Below are 20,532 nucleotides of genomic sequence, written 5' to 3'. Positions count from 1 at the left end.
ACGCCGACGGGGAGCACGGACCACTCAGGCGCCTCATTCCCGCCTGCGAGGTCCCATGTCCTTCCCCTCTCCCGATACCGATGTCCCCCAGCCCGGTCGCCGCGACCCGAGGGTGCCGCCGCACCGGTCATCGGCAGGTGCCGGGCGTGCCACGGCGATCGCCGCCACGCTGGACGAACTCACGAGCGGATGGCCCGACGACGAATCGCTGCCCCGGCCGCTGGCGGCCGAGCTGTTCCGGTCGCTCGACACGCTGTCCCTGTCGACCGTCGACGCGGCCCTCCCCGTCGAAGACCTGCGTCAGGTCAGGCGCAGCCTCCTGGAGGCCATCCTGAACGAGGCGCCGCTGGAAATGGCCAAGGTCCATGCCGCGCTGTTCGACGCGGAGCGTTGGAACCGCGACGAGGCCGGCGCCTCTCCGCGCGCGACGCGCGCTTTCCAGGGCCTGCTCGACGGCATCGTGGGGCTGCTGGACCAGGCCGGGCCCGAAGTCGCGGCGGGCAGCAGGCAAGGCCTGACCCTGGCCCGGTTCTTCGCCGAGGCGCTGGCCTCGACCGGTCCGGACCGGCCGTTCACCGTCAGGCTGGACGACATCTTCCTCGCCGGCGACGCCGGCACGGACCGCGCGACGCGCCTGCGCGGTGGCCTGCACCTGGCCGCGCTGCTCCGATTGCGGGTGTTGCACGCCGCCGGCGTGATCGGTGGGCTGCGCATCGCCGCGGCGGCCATCCCGATGGAAGCGCAGAGTGCCCCCTGGACGGCGCTCCCGGACGGCAGCCATGCCCTCTCCCTGGACGCTGCGTCGAGCGTGCTGGCCGAGCGCTACTTCGATCCGAAGGGGCAGCGCGTGGCGAAACTGCGGGACCGCATCTTCATGCCCAACCTGCGCAACTGGTGGGAGCACTTCGTCGCCGAGGCCAACGCCGTCGCGTTTCCCGACGGATCGCAGCTCCAGCGTCTGGTCGGGCGGATGAACGACTTCGCCGGATCGATTCTGAACAGGATCGCCGGACTGGACAAGCGACCCCTGCCGGAACGGGCCGCCGTCATGTCGACGCAAGCCTGGGACACCTTGCGCTCGGAGGCGGAACGACTGGTCGCCGAGGTCCGCGCGGGCGCGGGCGGCAACCGGAGGGTCCAACGACTCGCGCGCCGGCTCGAGAAGCTGACGACGCATTTCCTCGATTTCGCAACGAGAAGCTGGTTAAGGCGATCGGCGCTGGGCATGAACGCACTGGCGCCGGTGACGGCGTCGGCGCCGTTGCGCATGCTGGCCTCGTTGGCGCCCGGCGTGTCGCAGCAACTGGATCGGTCCAGCGGCATCGTCCGCCTCGACACCGGCGGCGGCACGTTGACCTGGCGGGTCGCGCCGCTGCTGGACGCGACCGATCCCTCCGCCTGGGTCCGCCAGGACATGGCGCTGCGTGAACTCGACGCGCTGATCACGCACCGCTACTGGGACGGCCCCCTCGTCATGAGCGACGCGTGGCCGCGGCAGGTGAGCTACATCGACGGCGCGCTGATCGTGGACGGCGGCCCCGTCGAGCGCCTCGCAACGCTGGACGCGGCCACGGCGGCGACCGCGGGACCGGCGTTGGGCCTGGCGGCGGCCCCGCAGACGACCTTGCCCGCCAAGGCGGTGGCAATGACCGTGCCTGCCGATGGCACCGGATCCACCGGGAAGGATGGCACGCTCCCGGCGACGCGTTGGTCGCCGGACCCCACCGGCGCGTTGACCGTCGAACAGCGTCTCAGCACGATCGCCGCTGCGTTCGAGACCGTCACGGCCCGCTGGAAGCTGGCGCCGGCGGACATCGACGCCATGCGCGCGTCGCTGCTGCCGGGCCTGATCGATGCGGTCGCCGCGCGGTGGCCGGCCTGGGCCGTCCGGCCCGATGGCGTTCACCGGACGGTCGCCGCGCACGTGCTGGAGGCGCTGCTGACCGGCTCCGCGCTGCGCCTGAGGAAGGCCGTGCTGAGCCTGCTGCACGCTCCGATTCCTTCCGGTGAACCGGCGGCGTCGGGCCTGCCGGCCGCGCTGAGCGACCTCGCGAGCTTGAAACAGCTTGCGTGGGTCGGGGTCGCGAAGGCGAACCCGGCCTATGCGGCGGCGACGTCACAGGCGGTCCTCGACCTGTTCATGGCGACGATCGCCGCGATGCCTGACCGACTGCTCCATCTGGACTACGACGCGGTCCATTTCACCCATGGCGTGAACCGAACGCGATCGAAGGATGCGGCGGCCGGCGTCACCTTCGCACTCCACGAGGTCCTCCAGCGGCTGGGGGATGCGGGACTGACCGGCTCCATCCTGTGGCACTCCGCCAGTCCGCACGCCACCGGCGCGTGGGAACCGGCCAGCAGCGGGTTCGTGTCGACCGGCGACATGACGCCGCTCAAAGTCAAATGGCGCTTCGACCCGACCGTCGGCCTGCTGCCGCTGGAAGAATCCCGTCCGCTGACCCCCCTGCCCATCGACGACGCGCGGCCGCTGCGCGCCCTGGCCGCGCTGGCCCCGGAACTTCAACAGATCCTGGATCGACCGGCGGGGACGCTGCGCCTGGCGTGGAAGTCCGGTGAGGTCCGAAGTCGTGCGGTCATGCAGTTGAAAGGGGTGACGATCGCCGACGCGGCCAAGATGGACACGTGGCTGCGGCGACTCGACCTCTTGCTCACGGCCCATGTGGCCCGTGCCGACGTCCCCGACCTCAACGCGCTGCCGATCCGGATGACGCTCTCGGCCGACAGCCTGTCAGACGGTCCCCGGGTCATCGCCCGGCGCGAATCGTCCCGTTGGGCTTTCGGCGGGATCAACGGAGCCGCGAACGCCGACGACGCCGCCTGGCCCCCCTCCGCCGACCGCGCAGGGCATGCCGGACGCGTCGAGGTGATCACGGCCTTCCTCCGCGAGGCCACGGCCGACTGGCCCCGCCCGGCAACCACCGACGACGTCTGGCGGACGACGCTCGTCGACGGCTTCGGCGCCCGCCCGTTCGAGAGCGGCAGCGGCGGAGGCGGCCGCAGCTCGCGCATGAGGGCCGTCGCCGAGACCTTCCTCGACGGCGTCCTCGATGTCTCGGTGCCCACGCTGCACCGGGCGTATGCCCTCATGCTCGACGTCGCGAAGCCGGGAACGGATCCCGCGGTCAACTATCGGGAGACCGCCGAGATCATGCGGCAGCTGCTCGACAACGCCCGCGCCTTTCTTGGCGAACAGCGCGGCGCGGACGCCTTGCGACGCAGCGTGGCCGGTCGCGCGGTGGCCGATCTCTACATCAGCCTGCTCGCGTCATCCGCCGACGGCGCTCCGTTGGTCCTGGACGTCGAGCCGCTGCGCGACGCGCTGGAACGCTCCTGGCTGAACGACCCGATGTCCAATCGCCGCGCCGGCTTGATGCTGTCCCTGCGCGATCAGCTGCGCCTGATGTCACGCACCGGCGTCATCGGACCGATCGTCTACGACGCCGCCCGCCCCCCGTTCGACGACACGTCGGAAGGCTGGACGCCGAAGAACCAGCGCTGGCAAACAGATCGGGATCTGATGGCCGAACGTTGGCCGAAGGCGGTCGCCGATGCGGATTCCGGAAGCGTCAAATCGCTGAGCGTGCGCAAGGATCTGCTGGCGCCGTGGGAGAACCTCGTCGGCGAACTCGACAGCGCCTGGTACGACACGGTCGAGGACACCGCCGCCATGAGGCTGATCACGGTCGAGGCAGAGTCGATCTCCGAAGCGTTGTATGACTTGCAGCGCAAACCGGCGGCCGACCGCACGGACGGCATGTCGGCCGCCGCGTGGGATCAGCGCGTCGCCAAGGTCGAGGCACTGCGCAACCAGATCGTGCAAAGCCCGGTGACGGACAGCATCCACGCGTACGCGGAACAGCTCGTGCGCGTCGCGCGGACCGCCGCCGAGCAGGCCGGCACCCCCCGCTTCCAGGCAGCGTTCGGCCGGGGCACGCTGGCCGCGATCGACGAGACCACCCCGCTGCCCTTGTTCCGACGGATCGCGCCGGACGTGTCGCAGCGGCTGGATCGCGCCGCGGGCGTCGTGCACCTGGGCGACGGATCGACGACACGCGCCTGGCAGTTGCGCGCTCCGGCGCAAAACGAGGTGGCACAGCGCTGGCAGTTGGACATGGCGCTGCGTGAGCTGGACATCCTGGCGGTCCGACGCTTCGCCCAGCGCGATCCCGTCGATATCGGCGCGCTGCCGGACAGCCTGACCTACGAGGCCGGGGCGCTCACGTCGGACACCGGCGAACTGCTCGCCCGACGCCCGGACCTTCCCCCCGTGTCCACGGCGGACACGACGCGTCCGCTCGACGACGCGACGAGCACGAACACGGGCGCCAAGGACAGTACCAGCAACGACGTTCCCCCGGCGAAACGGGCGGGCATGAGCCGACGGCCGCCGCCGTTTGCCACGTCGGGCGGCAGCCGGAACGTCGACGCTGCGTCCCCCGCCCGGCCCCCCCACGCGATGGACGTGCTGATTGCCGCGTGGCTCGACAAGCAGTTGGAACTGTCCCCGCTGACCCTGCACGGCACCGTGAACCTGCGGCGCCACAGAAAAGCCGCCGTCGAGGCCGCCGCACGCCTGGGCTTTCCCGAGCACGACCTGCTGCTTGCACTGACGGAGCGGTCGGAACATTCCGACAGCTTTCAGGACATCATCAGCCTGGACTGGCGTCTCCGGCAGCTGGCGCCGGGACGGTCGTGGACGACCGGGGATACGGTGGCGCTTCTGGAATCGATCTATGGACCCGGGGGAGACACCGGCGATCTGACCTCGGCACAGGCCATCCGAGCCCGGTTCCTGTCCGACATCCTTGATTCCAGGGCGACCGGGAAGCCGGTCGTCATCGACTTCGATCGTCTGAAGGCCTGGCACGACAGGGGCGGCACTCACGTGGCGGCGGCAACGAGGGACATCGCCCACGGCACGCCGGTGCTCATGGCCCTGGCGCAACGCGGTGTCCTCGGCGAGTTGCGGGTGGTTTCCCGCGCCGGCGAGTCCGGACGACGGGGAGACTGGCGACCGGACGGCGACCATCATGTCTCGACCACGCCGCTGTCCGACCTGCTTGGCTTGCCGCCAAGCCCCGCCCTTCACCTCTACGACGCGTACGACGCACTACCCGGACTGACGGGAATCACGACACTTTTCATCCCCGGAGAACGCAGGCGCCCCTCTCACGCAACGCTATCGGCGCAACACGAGCGCGTGCCGACGGTCATCATGATGTTGAAGCGTGGTGGCGTGGAGCGCTGGTTCAGTTACAAGCTGCGGGACGCCAACGAGTTGTCGGGGTCTGCGCTGGATCTCGATGTGGCGATCGCGCATGTGATCGGTGACGGCTCGACGGCGCGGCGTCTGCCCGTGTCCCTCCGATGGGAGAGCGATGGTCTTCTCGGGCTTTACCCAAGGGCGCAGGCCAAAGACAACCCGCCCCGGATCGCGACGCTTTTCAAGCGCCTCACGAATGGTGAGCTTGACCCCGAGGACGCCGTCATCGAACGATACCGCCGCTTCACCGACGATGTCGGCCCCGCCCCGGAACTCCTCGATCGCCCGCTGGCGGACTGGGGCAACGAACTGACCGCCGCGGGGCGGAAGTCTTCCAGCCTGGTGGACCTCCAGCGCCGGACGATGGCGACGGACGCGCAGCCGCCGACCAAGCGGGAGCGTCTGCCGCTGAAGCTGATCGTGCTGCAGATGGAGGATTCTCCCCAGGCCTTCGAGGCCAGTCTCCGGCATGCCGGCGACGAGAGGACCCGCGGTCAGGTCCTGTGGTTGCAGGCGGACCGCCACGGCGCCTCCAAGGTCCTGCACGGCGCCGACCTGCCCCCGACGACCCCCGGCCAGAAGGTCAAGCTGGTGATCGTCGGCCAGGGCTCGACGCTCCTGGGCGCGTCGCGCGCGCTGAGCGGCTACGACGGCACGGCCCTGGCTCGACGCGTCAACCAGGTGCTCAACGCTCACTTCCCGATGCACCGGCCCACGGCGGACAAGGTCACGATGCTGGGCTGCGACCTCGCATCCGAGTTCCAGCCCCAGTCTTTCGTCGATCACTTCCGCAAACACTTCCAGAATTCGGAACGCTATGCGGTGACGGCGTTCAGGGGTCAGGTGTTGTTCCCTGCCGACGGCGAGGACCAGGATCGGTTTTCCCAGCGATGGATCCTTGCGGACGGCGCGGACCAGGCGACCCATCACGCCCCGGGCACCGTGTTTGTCACCAAACACGCTCCAAGATATCTGCTCAACCTGACGCCGGACGACAAGTACCCCGACGCCACGCCCACCCTGCTGTCCCCGGAGGACACGGACAAGGCCCGCCCCACCGCGCTGGACACGCCCGGGGAAGCGCCGCGCTGGACGCCCACGACCGCCCTCGATCAGCGGCAGCGCCTGCACGCCATCATCGATCTGGCGTTCTTCCTTCCCGGCTACGGGACGACGCCCGAGTTGCTCGAATCGGCGGCGACGCTCGCCCTGGATGTCCTGAAGCACACGTTCAAGGTCGACGACACCCGGCAGGACCTTCTGCAGCCCCTGCGAACCATCGCCGACGATTTCGGCGCCGGACTCTTCGATGCCCACAGGCTGAAGCAGGCCCTGGACGGCCTCCATCGCCTGGGTCCTCCCGGAGGCGCGGCCGCGCAAGTGGCGCTCGATCACGCGCCCGTGCTGGACACCGCCACCTTGATGGCCGCTGCCGCCGGACGGCCGTCGACCGGGTCGTCCCCCGTGGCCGCGGCCGACGCGGTCTTCATGCTCGTGCTGGATCGTCTCGACGCCGCGCTCGCGCAGACCATGCTCCAGTCTGCCGTCGCCGACATCACGCCCGAGCACGGCGCGGCGGCGGCGCATCTGCGCCTGACGGCCCTGGCCGTGCGTGCCGGCCTGACCGGTCAACCGATCACGGTCGAGGTCGGACCCCGGCCCGCTTCCTCGACCGTCCCCGACCTGCCCCCGGCGCTGCTTCAAGGCTGGCACGGCCATCTCGCACTGGCGGAGCCCACGCTCAGACGGATGGCGATGCTGGGCCTGATGCCAGCGCTGGTGGTCATGCGCCGATCCGGGCCCGGCGCCACGCCGCAGGCATGGACCCCCGCCGGGGACGGGGGCTTCAAGTCCGGCAGCGCCTGGTTCGGGGACGAACTGCCGGTGCTGACGGTCATCCACCAGTCCGGCGACCGTGCGTGGTGGGACACGGCCGCCGTGCGACGGTGGTACAGCGAACTCCGGGCCGCCTGGGCGGACCTGAAATCGCAGTTGTCGAGGTTCGAGTCCGTGCACGGCCGCACGTTGCCGACGGACGAGCGCCAGGCGCTGCAGCTGCTCTTCAAGGAACTCGACGACAAGATCGCCGCCGCGGACCTCGTGGCCGCGACGCAGGAACACGGCGAAGTCCTGGCCCGCCGAGCCAACCAGTCGCTCGATGTGATGAGGTCCCTTCAACCGACGTACGAGATCGACCGGGCCGCACTGCGGCGCGAGATCTGGACCGAGCCCTCGGGCGACACCTGGAGCGTCACGTCGATGCCCCAGAGGATCCTGGCGGCCCAGGACAGCCTGCCGTTCCTCCGGTTCCATTCGCTCTCTTCGCCCGTCGTGCGCGTGCCGCTGGACCCCGCCAACCCCATGCCGGCGCTCCGGGCCGCCCTGCCCGACCTCCAGCAGCGTCTCGATCGTGCCAGCGGCACGGTGTCGTTCGACGCGGCGCACCGCCCCGCCTTCGCCCAGATGCAGGTCCGGGGTCTGCCCGCGTCGACGGGTTCATCGCTTTCCGTGCTGGAGGCCATCGGACGTCAGGACGTCGACGTGATGGCGCTCGAGTGGTTCGCGCTCCAGTGCCTGCCGCCCGCGGATGCGCGCACGACGACCTCATTCCCTGCCGGATGGCGGCTTGAGCTGATCGACGACACCGTGCGTGCAGGAGGACTGCTGCTCGCGAAGCGGACGGCGATCCCGGACGCCACCCGCCCCGCCGTGGGCGTCGGGCCGTGGCGGATGGAGGCGGACAACCTCGCCAGCGTGCGACGTCTCTGGCACCCGGCTCCCCCGCCCTCGTCCGTCGCGCCCGGCTGGGGCACGCACGGACTGGGTCTGACGCTGTCCCACGACCCTGCCACCCCCACCGCCGCGCCCGCACGCCTGCGGCTGATCTTCCAGATCGAGGATTCGCCCGAAGCATTCACCGCCGCCTGGCTGGACTGGCGCAAGCATGAGGACGCGGCGGTCTGGATCCAGCTCGACGTCGACGGCGGCAGCGCGGTGAAGTGGGGAGCGGCGCGACTGGACGCTGCCGACGCGGGCACCGTGCTGAAGCTGGCGATCGTCGGCCGATCGGGCCAGGCCGGCCCGCAGGGCCGGCAGGTCGTGGCCGGATGGGCGCCGGGCCTTCTGGCCACGCAGCTGCATGCCTGGTTGAGAAGCGCCGGACTCGTTCCTCACGACACGGCCGCGGACGCCTCCAGGCGGCCCGTCGAGGGCATCACGCTGATCGCCTGCGACACCGCGACGCCCGCGCTCGAGAACAACTTCGCCCTGCGGTTCCTGCGCGAGCTGCAGGTCTACGGCTGGACGGACGGGGTCGCGCTCACGGCCCGGACCGGCGAACTGCACGTCACCGGATCGGAAGACGGCGACACCGGTCCCGGCACGACCCGCAAGCTGACGAAGCACCTCGCCGACGACGGCACGCCGCGCCTCGCGCACCAGCAGCCGGGCGACACGGTCGTGATGCGCTTCGATCGCAGAAGCAATCAGGTCGGCGTGGTCGACCGCTACCCCGCATCGATCGCCGACACGCCGTCGACCTCCCCGGGCGCGCGGCACGAGATGCCGGACGCGAAGCCGCGGTACGACGTGGCGATGGACCGGGGCGGGCAGGCCGACACCCCGATGGGCAGCATCCTCGCGACGCTGTCGCCGCAGGGCCGCGCCTTCTTCGACGGCATCGACATCGACGCGATCGGACCCTTGCCTCTCGCGTCCGACGCGATGCCCGGCACGGTGCTGGAGCGGGTGCTGGACGGCATCGCACGCAGCGCCGCCCCCGGTCTCGACGATCCGTGGCGCCTGTCGACGATCTCGGAGGACAACGCCTTGGCGCACCTGCGGGGCGAAGGGGTGGTGGCCATCGACGCGCAGGGGGGGATCCGCCTGAATGCGGACAGGCTGACGCAGCTCGTCGGCGGCGATCAGGATCCGGCGCTCATGCGGGTCGCGGCCGGGCTGCTGAAGGTGCCCGACGCGATCTTCGAGCGCGTGGCCGCCGCGTCCACGGCCAGCCGGTCCAGGCGGTTCATCGACAAGGTCCGCGGGGTCCGCGCGACCTTGCGCGCGAGCCTGCGCGACGTCGACTGGGCCGACCAGGGCAACAAGGGCCTGGGCGCGATCAACACGGTGATCGGCGCCGTCCAGCTGGTCCAGGGCTGGCGGGCCATGGACCCGACCATGAAAGGCCTGTCGATCGTGCAGACGGGCAGCATCGTGATCACCCCATTGACCGCGAAGCTCGGCGCCTGGTTGTCGACCGTCGGTCCCGTCGCCCGGTCGCGGGTGCTGGGCCTGATCAGCCGCTCGCTGGCCGCCGGCGTGTTCGACGTGCCCCTGTCCGTCCTGGGCCTGGTCGTGATCGGCCTGCAGTGGGAGGAGTTCAGGAAGAGCGGCCTCGGGACCGACAGCCATGCGTACCGGTCCCTGGTCGCCAACACGGCGATGATCACCACTTTCACCACCCTGGGCCTCGTGTCCACAGGGGTGACCGTGGCGGCCGCGTTCTCCGCCTCCGCGGCCCTGGCCACGGCCGCGAGCGCCGCGGGGCCGGTGGGCCTGATCATCACGGCCGCGGCGATGACCATCACCGGCGCGGTCAACGCAGGCCTCTGGCTGGACGAATACGGCGACTTCCTCAGGTCGACCACGCCCGGCGAGTCCTTCGTCAGCGGGCTGGCCATGTCGTTCGGGTTTCGCACCAGCATGCTGCTGCGCGCGGAAACCTCGAAGGTCGCCGCCGAGACCGCGGCGGCGCGCGAGGGCGCGCTGCGCCAGCAGTGGGAGGACCTGATGACGTTCCGGGCCGACAGCCTGGCGAAGGTGGGCATCGCAACGGTCCACTACCCCGACAGGAAGGTGGTCGTGAAGCACGCGACCTTCAAGGTGCCGGACCAGGATCCGCCCTATGCCTTCGTCCTCCAGGATCTTCCCCCCTACGGTGTCGGGACCAAGACCCTCCAGCGCGACGCGATCCTCAACGGGCGACCGCCGGGCGTCGCCTGGCTGGGACTGGAGATCATCGGCTCCCAGACGCCCCTCGATGAACAGGCGACCGCCGACCAGTGGATCGAGCTCTTCGGCAGCGCCAGCGGTGCCGTCGGCGGACGGGGGCGCGACAGGTTCATGCTGGACAGCGGGAGCTCGGGCGGCATCGTCGGCTTCGGCGAGCTCGACGACGTGCTGCTCCAGGCCCAGCAGGCCGACGTCACCCTGCGACCGATGACGCATGACCATGCCCCGCAGTGGACCTACCGGCTTTCCGTCAAGCCGTCCGGGACGGCGGTCGAACGGGTCACCACGATGGCCGAGATCGAGCGGTTGATGATCCGTCAGGGCGGTTCGGCGGACCTGCAGGGCGGCCCGGACGACGACCACTTCGATGTCGAGGCGACGACCGCCCGCATCGCGGGCGGCGGCGGCCGCAACACCTATGTCCTGCGCAGCGGCAACACGATCGCGACAAGCTCCGGCGATCTGGCGATCTGGTCGCCGGGCGTCAGCGCGGTCATCACCTATTCGCCGGGCCTCCCGGCGGACACGGTCATCCAGGCCGGCATGCTGCACGAGACGCTCTCCTTCAGCCGCAACGACGACACGCTGCGGGTGCGGCACGGTCAGGACACGCTGACGCTGACCGACTTCTTCGCACGGCCGGATGAGACGGCGCGCGACCGGCACCTGCTCATCGTCGACGCGCTGGGCACGCGGATGGTGCTGACCGATCCGCGCGGATTGGGCCTCAGGCCCCATGGCTCCGGGGAGGTGGCCAAGGTGCTGTTCCTCGACGCCGACACGCCGGCCTCGCGTCGGTGGCTGGGCAGCGACGACGCGCCCACGCGCCATCACCTGCCCGCCGGCGGCGGGCATTTCCATGCGTCGCAGCGCACCGCGATCGCGCCGGACATCATGCTGGACGTCGCGGTGGAGCGGCTGCGCTATCGCCGGGTCGGCCGCGCGCTGGTCATCACGGAGGTCGCGCCGGCCGATGCGGGCGCGGGCTACACGCCGCTGACATTGACGCTGACCGACGACCTGTCTCCCGGCACGACGCTGCTGTGGGCCCGCGCAGGGGCCGGGACCGACAGCGTCGCCCCCTTGATCCTTCCGGCGCCCGACGCGCCGGAGGAAGGCGCGATGCGGGTGAGGGGCGCTCCGGCGACGGCCGGCGGTCATGCGCCGATGGCGGACCACCGCGGTCCCGCGCAGCCGTCGGCGACCCTCGACAGCACCGTCAAGAAGGGCTCGGCGAAAGACGACGTGCTGGACGCCGCCGACCTGCCCGGCGTCCTGGTGATGTCCGGCGGCGAAGGCAGCGACACCTACCGGGTCCCGGCCGGCCGTTCGATCGTGATCGACAACGCCGCCGCGGACGGGGTGCGCGACTTCCTGGAACTCGACGCCGACCCCGCGCAGCTGCGCTTCCGTCGCGAGGGCGACGATCTGATCGTCGACACGGGCAACGGCACCATCACGCTACGGGATCACGCCGTGGATCCCACGGCGAGGCACCTGTCCCTGGCCCTCACCGGGAGCGCCCAGCAAGGACAGCAAGGACGCTATGCCCTGCCGGTCATCCACGACAGCCGCTTCATGATGTACGGCCACGATCCCGTCGAGGGCGCGGTGCCAGGATTCGTGCCCGGACGACACATCGTCCAGGCGCCGCCGGAAGCGGCCTGGACCCCGCGAAGCGCATTCCTGGACGCCGCGATCACGAGGACCGTGTCGCTGGGCCCGGACGCCTCCTTCGACAGGCACGGCGCCTCCCTCCTGCTCTCCTCCGGCAGCGGCGACGCGTCGTCGATGGTCTATGTCAGGGACTACGACCGGACCTTCCGCCACTTCGAGATCGCCACTCCGTCCTGGCTGACCGCGCCGTATGAGGAATTCCCCAGCGGCGACTGGCAGTACCCCCTCCTGCCTGACGGCTTGCGGGACACCTGGCGGCGCTACCAAGAGCTGGGCGCCCCGGCGCCGCTGCTCGCGCTGCTGCAGCACCAGGACATCCATGATGCGGCACTGGTGAAGAAAATCGCGGCCGTCCACCGCGCCTTCACGCGGCGGGCGTTCAGCGACGCGTCCGCCTGCGATCCGGTGGCCGTGCGCACCTACCTGCGGCTGATGGACCTGTCCGCGGAGGTCGCCGACAAGGTGCAGTCCACGCTCCCCGCGCAACTCTTCCGCATGCGCCGCCTGCTCGAGGTCTCCTCGGCCGCAGGCCTCGCGCTTCCCGCCGCATTCCTCGACGCCTATGCCGCCAGCGATGTCGATACCGCCCTGTCGCCGCAGCGGCACGGCAGGCTGCTGATGCACCTCGCCGCCGAGGGCGTGCCGTGGTCCCATGCCGAGCGCGTGCTGGCGCATGATCTGCCGCTGGAGGTGGTCGAGCCCTTCGAAGCCTGGGCGCGCACGCAGCCGGGAGAGGCGCTGGATTCGACGGGGTCCGTCGGTGATCTGGACGAGTTCGTCCGATTGCTGGTCGCGCGACCCGACGACACCTTGGTCCCGACCTCGCAGACGGCGGCCCTGCTCGGGCTGGTGCTGCGGATCAAGGGGAGGCCGGCCGACGTGGCGACCGCACTGGCGGCGGCGATGGTCGCCTCGGGGACGCTGGACGAGGCATGGATGGACGGCATGCACCGCGCAGGCATCTTCGATCACGAGGTGCTCGCACGGCTGCGTCGCGCGAAGGTGTCGGCCGAGGACGTGATCCTCGGCAACGCCCATCGACAGGCCTACGAGCAAGGTCATCGCTCGTCGCTGATCGAGGTCGGTCTCTCGCGGCTGCTGCGTCCTTCGGACTCGACGGTCGTCAGCAACGTGCTCAACAAGTACCTCGCCCTCGACGACTCGGGGAACAGCTTCACGACGCAGGACGCGGAACGCGTGCCCGGCAGGCGGTACGACCTGGTGCCGGGGGAGGTGCTGGATCAATTCGGTCAGTCCCCCGATGCGGAGGACGCGCGGCTGGACTGGGAACTGGCACGCATCGACCTGGAGGAGGAATACAAGGAGAAGCATGCCGATTCGTACTGGAAATTGAAGATCCACCGCACCATGAGCGAGAGGGACAGGACAGCGCTCCAGAACAGTCTGGACAGGGGCAAGGCCAGCTACGTGACAGGCAAAAGTCCTCAACTGTCCGCCATCGCCCACCTCCACGGCGACGGGGTGATCGAGACGAAGAAGGTCACGCTTCCGGGTGCGGCGGGCTTCGGGCGCAGTACGCCGGACAACCTCGTGGACGGCGTCGCCACGGGCGGGGAAGCGACCGCATGGCGCCCTCACGTCGACATGACGACCGACGACAAGGGGGCGCCGACCGGTTACAAGCCAGTGAACCTGGACCGGAACGGCGAGCTCGCCTGGATCGAGTTCGCATTCGCCCATGCGCTCGCGTTGACGGCGGTCACGCTGGACGTCGCGCCGCAGGTGCTGGTCAAGGCGCGGCCGGACGATTCGACCGGGCGCTGGCGGATCCAGGCGCGCGAGGCGGGCGAAGGGGGAGGGACGGGCGGGCGCTGGATCGACGTGTCCGGACCGTTCACGCTCGCGAACGGCCCGTATCGCGTCGTGGCGCCCGTCGATACCGGCGGCGTGCCGTACCGGGCGTATCGGCTCGCGGCGGTCGGCGGTCATTTCCCGATCGACGCCTGGCTCACCGAGGTGACTTTCACCACCGCCGAGGCGGGCCTGAGTCCGATGACCACGCGCCTGATGGCGGGCGGCTACAGCCGCGAGGACAGCGACATGCTGATGGCCCGCGGCCTCATCACGGACGTTGCCGTCGCGCGCGCGGTCGAGCTGCGCGAACGTCTCGGCGCGCTGGCGCCCGGGCTTGTCGCGGACGAGGTGTTGACGCAGCCCCCCTGGTCCGAGGAGACCTGGCGCGACCTCGCCCGGCTCAAGCCCTTCGTGCCGGCGAAGGTGCTGTTGCGCGAAGCGCGGCAGGGATGGTCGACCGCCTCCCAGGCTCACCTGCTCGCGGAGGGCTGGCCGCGACCCACCAGCGAGGTGGCGATCGACAGGGACAGGATGGCGCCCGTGCTCCGCGATGCGTTGTCATCCTGGCGGCTCAGCCAGGGCGCGGACCTCGCCGACCTGCCCACCGCCCACGAGGCCGCAGTCGTCGAAGCGGTGCTGGATGCCGCGACCGGGGACATCCGCGCGCTGCCCAGGGTGCTCCAGCTGCCGGGCTGGCAAGGCCGCACCCTTGGCGGGCAGCGGACGGCCAGCAGGTCCATCGACCTCGGCGCGCCGCTGCTGAAGGAACTCCTGGCGCCGCCATGGAACGGCAAGCCGATGCCGACGGCCAGCGTCGACGCGCCGTTCCTGCTGGCGGCGGATGCGTTCGTGCATCTGGCGAAGGCCCTCCACCGTCGCCTGGTGCTGGACGCGGACGAGCGTCAAGCCGTCCAGGCGTCGGCGCCGATGCTCCTGCAACTCCTGACCGTGACGGCCCGGATCTCGGGGCTCATCCTGCCGCTTCGTCGACCGACGGGCCGCGACCCCGGCGACGAGGCGCTGCGCACGGCGGTCAACGACATCCGGTCCCGCCTCCATTTCCTCAGCACGGCCACCGCGCTGAAGTCCGAGGCGATCATGGACATGGATCTGCCCGGATCCGTCGAGCAGGCCGCCGTCAACGCCACGGCAGGCCCCTTGCGCAAGGCGCTGACGCTGCTGCAGCGGCTTGACCACGACAAGTGGAACTTCGCACGATTCTCGATGGACGCCTTGGCGCGCCATCGCCTCGATGTGAAGCAGCGGCTGATGGCGGCGGTGTTCCAAGGCGCGGACCTGCCGCTCCTTCCCCGTCTGGACAGGCTGACCGATCTCATCCTCCAGTCCGTCGCCTGCGAACCCGGCGCGCTGCCGCAGGCGCTCACGCTGGCGGCGGGGCTGCTGCACAAGTTCTCCGTCCGGGATCCGGCCAGGGCCGGCCAGGACGCCGTGCTGCTGGTGGCGGACACGATGACGACCGTGATAGACGCGTGGCGGAAGGATCGCAACGAAATCTTCAGGCGCTATGACGAACGGGTCGGCTTCGCGCCGCGGACGCTGGCGGACCTCCTCGTCTCGACCACCTCCGACGTTCCGTACGAGTTCCGCCTGCCGGAGCCGACGCGTGAGCCGTCCAGCGCCAACGATCTGCTGGTCATGCGTTCCAGGATTTCCGGCGACATCCAGGTTTTGCGTGACGCCGGCGTGCTGAAGGTGACGGTCCTTTCGGACGCTCGACCGACGCACGGCGTGCTGGATTGGCGGCAGCAGGACGCACGCGGTCCGTGGACGACCCAGCACTCCCTGCGCGCCGTGTTCAGGGAACCCGGCCTGTACATGCTGGGTCTGGGCATGAGACCGGACGAGATCATGTCGGTCTTCGCCACCGGCATCCGCAGCGCCGAGGAAATCGACCGGATGCGGACCTTCCAGTCCGCGGTGATCAGGGACGTGCCCCTGTCGGGCGCGTGGGCCATGAGCGATCCGCGACCGTCGCTCGACCCCATCACCATCCAGTGGATACGTCGTCTGCACGGACTGGGCGCGCGCGCGCGGGACATCTTCGACATCGTGGAAGCAGGCGTCTCCGATACCGAACGGGCGCTGGTGCTCGTCGACCATCTGCCTTACGACACCTGGGGCCGCGGCGGGCTCGTTGCGTCCGACCTCGCGCCCCTGCGTGCCGACATCGAACGATCCGTGAACCCGTGGATGTCGCCGGACGCCGCCTCGTCCTTCTCGGCCCTGCTGATCCGCGCGATCTGCGGCGAGCGGTCCGCGCTGCGCCAGGCCATCCGGTTGGTCCCGGAGCCGAGTGTGCTGATCGAGGCGGCCGCCGGCCTGTACGACAAGGTGCTCGCCCGATCGATGGATCGACTGGGGGAGGAACGGGCCGCCGAAGCCGCCACGCCGTTCGCGCTCACCCTCCAGACGCTGGCGCACGTCCAACGCGCCGACACGCTGTATCTCCCCGCGGACGTTCCCGACTCCCCGCAGGAAATCGGCCAGGCGCGCATATTGAGGAAGGCGGCGGCCGCGCTTCAGCGTCTCGTGGATGTCGGCCTCCTGCGCGCCCACGGGATCCACGAGGCACCACCGGAGAACGCCTGGCGACTGCTGTCCTTCCAGGACCACCACGGCAAGCGGCTCTGGCAGTCCGAGCAGCGGCTGACCGACGTGCTGAAGGAACCGCCGGCGCCAGGGACCGGTGCCCAGGCATCGCTGCTCGCCCAGGCCATGTCCGCGATCGTCCCGGACGGGGCGCTTCCCGGGGATGCCGGCCATGCGCCGCGGAGGGAGGAGGCCTCGAGCATGCTGGCCCCCCAGGCTGCCTGACCGGCATCGCGGGTCGGGCCGGTCGGGCAGTCGAGCGGTCGCAGCGGGAAGTCGGAGGTCGGCGCGACAGGGCAGGCCGCTCTGGACACTCACGCGGCTTTCCTCGAGCCGCGAGATCCCATGGCCGATCCCACCGCCCCACTTCGACTGCCACCGCCGGCGAACGAGCCGCCTCGCGTCTCCCCGTTCGCGGCGCTCTGCCTGATCGCGGCCTTCCACGAGGTCGCCGCCGAGCCCGAGGCGCTGGCCCACCAGCTCGGCCTCGGTCCCAACGATCCCGTGGACCCCGACGACCTGCTGCGCGCCGCGCGGCTGCTCGGTCTCCAGGCGCGACGCCTGAACGCCGACGCCGCCCGCCTCGCGCGAGTCTCGCTGCCGGCCATGGTCTGGCTGCGGGGAGAAAGCAAGGGCGAGGGCGAGCCGGCGCGGCCGGTCGTGATCGGCCGCTTCGGCGAACGCGAGGCGCTCATCGCCGACCCCGCGACCGACCAGGGCCGGCCCGCGAAGCTGTCCCGCGACGCGCTGCTGGCGCGGTGGAACGGCGAGCTGATGCTGGTGGCCAGCCGGGCCAGCCTCATCGGCCAGATGACCCACTTCGACTTCTCGTGGTTCATCCCCGCGCTGGTGAAGCATCGGCGCCTGCTCGGCGAGGTGCTGCTGATCTCGTTCGTGCTGCAGGGCTTCGCCCTCGCGCATCCGCTGTTCTTCCAGGTGGTGATGGACAAGGTCCTGGTGCACAACGGCCTGTCCACGCTGCACGTGATCGTCGTGGGCCTGGTCGTGGTGATGCTGTTCGAGAGCCTGCTCTCCGGCCTGCGCCACTACATCCTCAGCCACACCACCAGCCGCATCGACGTGGAACTCGGCGCACGGCTGTTCCGCCATCTGGCGGCGCTGCCGCTGGCCTACTTCCAGGCGCGACGCGTCGGCGATTCGGTCGCCCGCGTGCGCGAGCTGGAGCACATCCGCGCCTTCCTGACCGGGCAGGCGCTGACGGTGGTGCTGGACCTGTTCTTCTCGCTCGTCTTCATCGCCGTGATGTTCCTCTACAGCGTGCCGCTGACGCTGATCGTGCTGGCGAGCCTGCCCGGCTACGTGCTGCTGAGCGTGCTGATCGTGCCGGTGCTGCGGCGCCGCCTCGACGAGAAGTTCGCGCGCGGCGCCGAGAACCAGGCCATGCTGGTCGAGTCCGTCACCGCCATCCAGACCGTGAAGGCAGGCGCGCTGGAACCCGCCTTCGCGCGCCGCTGGGACAAGCAGCTCGCGGCCTACGTCTCGGCCGGCTTCCGCACGCAGAACCTGGCCGCCTGGGGCCACGAGGGTGTCGGCCTGGTCGGCAAGCTGACGCAGGCAGCCACGCTGTGGTGGGGCGCGCAGGAGGTGATGGACGGGGCGCTGACGGTGGGCCAGTTCGTCGCCTTCAACATGTTCGCGCAGCACGTCGCGCAGCCGGTGATGCGCATGGCCAACCTGTGGACCGACTTCCAGCAGACCGGCCTGTCGATGGCGCGGCTGGGCGACATCCTGAACACGCGCACCGAGGCGCCGCCGGCCAGCGCCGCGCAGCTGCCGGCGCTGCGCGGCGCGGTCGAACTGCGCGACGTCACCTTCCGCTACCGGCCCGAGGCCGCCCCGGCGCTGCGCGGCGTCGACCTGTCGGTGCGCGCCGGCGAGGTGGTCGGCATCGTCGGCCGCTCCGGCAGCGGCAAGAGCACGCTGACCACGCTGGTGCAACGCTTGCACCTGCCGCAGGAGGGCCGCGTGCTGATCGACGGCGTGGACACCGGGCTGATCGACGCGGCGCAGCTGCGCCGCCAGATCGGCGTGGTGCTGCAGGACAACGTGCTCTTCAACCGCACCCTGCGCGAGAACATCGCGGTCGCCGACCCGGCCGCGACGATCGAGGCGGTGGTCCGCGCCGCGCGGCTGGCCGGCGCGCACGACTTCATCAGCGAGCTGCCGGAGGGCTACGACACGATCGTCGGCGAGCAGGGCAGCTCGCTGTCGGGAGGACAGCGCCAGCGCGTCGCGATCGCGCGGGCGCTGTTCACCGACCCGCGCATCCTGATCCTGGACGAGGCCACCAGCGCCCTCGACTACGAAAGCGAGGCGGTGCTGCACCGGAACATGGCCCACATCTGCCGCGACCGCACCGTGCTGATCATCGCCCACCGCCTCAGCGCGGTACGCGGCGCCGACCGCATCGTCGTGATGGATCGCGGCCGCGTCGTCGAGCAGGGCCCGCACCATGAGCTGGTGACCCGGCCCGAAGGGCTCTACCGTCGGCTCTGGTCGATGCAGGACGGCCCGGGAGCGCGCGCATGACCGCCCGATGGAAGAGCCTGTGGGCAAGCCGATGCAAGAGCCGGGCGACCAGCGCCCTGCGGGACCGGCTGCGGCGCTGGAAGACCGGTTGGAGCCATCGCCTGGGCGGACCCGCGGAGCTGTGGCACCGTCAGCGCGAGGTGTTCGCCGCCGCGTGGGCCGCGCGGCGCGATCTCGTCGGACCCGCCCGCCACGCCGAGGAGGCCGCCTTCCTGCCCGCGGCCCTGGCGCTGCGCGACACGCCGATGCACCCGGCGCCGCGGCGCACGGCCGCGGCGCTGATCGCGCTGGCGGCGATCGCGCTGCTCTGGTCGCTCGTGGGCCGTGTGGACATCGTCGCCGTGGCGTCCGGCAAGCTGGTCGTCAGCGACCGCAGCAAGCTGGTGCAGCCGCTGGAACGCGCCGTCGTGCACCGTGTGCGGGTACGGGACGGCGAGCAGGTGAAGGCCGGACAGCCCCTGGTCGACCTCGATCCGACGGCGCCCGCCGCGGACCGGGAGAGCCTGGACGAGCAGCGCCTCGCCGCCGCGGCCGAACGCTGGCGCGCCGAACGGCTGCTCGCGATGCTGGGCGAGCCCGAGGCGGGACGCGGCGACTCCGCACCATCGGCTGCATCGGATGCGGCGACTTCTTGGAACTGGACGACCGTCGGGGCGGACGCGCCGTCGGACTGGCCCGCCCCGCGTCGACGCGAGGCGCTGACGATGCTGCGGGCCGAGTGGGCCGACCTGCGCGCCCGACTGGAACGGCTGGACGCCGAGGCCGACCGGCGCCGCGCCGAACGCGACACCGCGCTCGCCGCGGCCAGGCGACTCGAGTCCGCGTTGCCCCTGGCCGCGCGTCGCGAGGCGGATCTGCGCGCCCTCGCCGGCGAAGGCTTCGCCTCCACGCACGCCTGGGAGGACCGACGGCGCGAGCGGGTCGACCTGAGCGGCGAGCTCGACACCCAGCAGGCCCGCATGCGGGAGAGCGATGCGGCGCTGGGCGAAACCCGGGCCACCCGCGCCGCGCTGATCGCCGAGGTCCGCCAGCGCTGGCACGCGACGCGCGAACAGGCCGGGGCACGGCTGGCGCAGATCGAGACCGAGCACCGCAAGGCGGGTCGACGCGAGCAGCTGACACGGCTCCTCGCCCCGGTGGACGGCACGGTGCAGCAGCTGGCGATCCACACGCCGGGGGGCATCGTGACCGAGGCGCAGGCCTTGATGGTGATCGTGCCGGACGAGGCGCCGGTGACGGCGGAGGTGATGCTCGAGAACAAGGACATCGGCTTCGTGCGCGTGGGCGACGCGGCGGCGATCAAGCTCGAGGCCTTCCCGTTCACCCGGCACGGCACGCTGCCGGCGACCGTCACGCGCGTGAGCCCCGACGCGATCGACCATGAGCAGCTGGGGCCGCGCTTCGCCGTGACGCTGACGCTGGACGCGCGCGACATCGAGGTCGACGGCGCGCGCGTGCCGCTGCGTCCGGGCATGGCGCTGAGCGCGGAAGTGCGCACCGGCAGCCGGCGCGTCATCGGCTTCCTGCTGAGCCCGCTGGAGCGGCTGCGCAGCGAGAGCCTGCAGGAGCGCTGACGGGTC

3 protein-coding genes are annotated in these 20,532 nt (G+C 71.0%); all 3 read left to right on the top strand.

Annotated elements, in window-relative coordinates; all coding sequences use genetic code 11:
* The first annotated feature begins 55 nt into the window (after window positions 1–55).
* The 3 genes from PV762_RS02165 (at window position 56) to PV762_RS02155 (ending at window position 20,526) form a co-directional block, all read left to right on the top strand.
* Window positions 56–16,627, top strand: coding sequence for a C80 family cysteine peptidase (locus tag PV762_RS02165; RefSeq protein ID WP_421033375.1), 16,572 nt, complete (start codon window positions 56–58; stop codon window positions 16,625–16,627).
* Between the two features lie 120 nt (window positions 16,628–16,747).
* Window positions 16,748–18,952, top strand: a complete 2,205-nt coding sequence (locus PV762_RS02160; RefSeq protein WP_421033374.1) for a type I secretion system permease/ATPase — start codon at window positions 16,748–16,750, stop codon at window positions 18,950–18,952.
* Window positions 18,949–20,526 (top strand): HlyD family type I secretion periplasmic adaptor subunit, encoded by a 1,578-nt coding sequence (locus tag PV762_RS02155; protein WP_421033373.1) that lies wholly within the window; start codon window positions 18,949–18,951, stop codon window positions 20,524–20,526. The genes PV762_RS02160 and PV762_RS02155 overlap by 4 nt, the downstream gene beginning before the upstream one ends.
* Window positions 20,527–20,532: the final 6 nt, after the last annotated feature.

This window comes from Mitsuaria sp. CC2, assembly GCF_048957715.1.
In the GTDB taxonomy this organism is placed as follows: domain Bacteria; phylum Pseudomonadota; class Gammaproteobacteria; order Burkholderiales; family Burkholderiaceae_C; genus Roseateles.
This window is presented reverse-complemented; position numbering and strand designations above follow the sequence as displayed.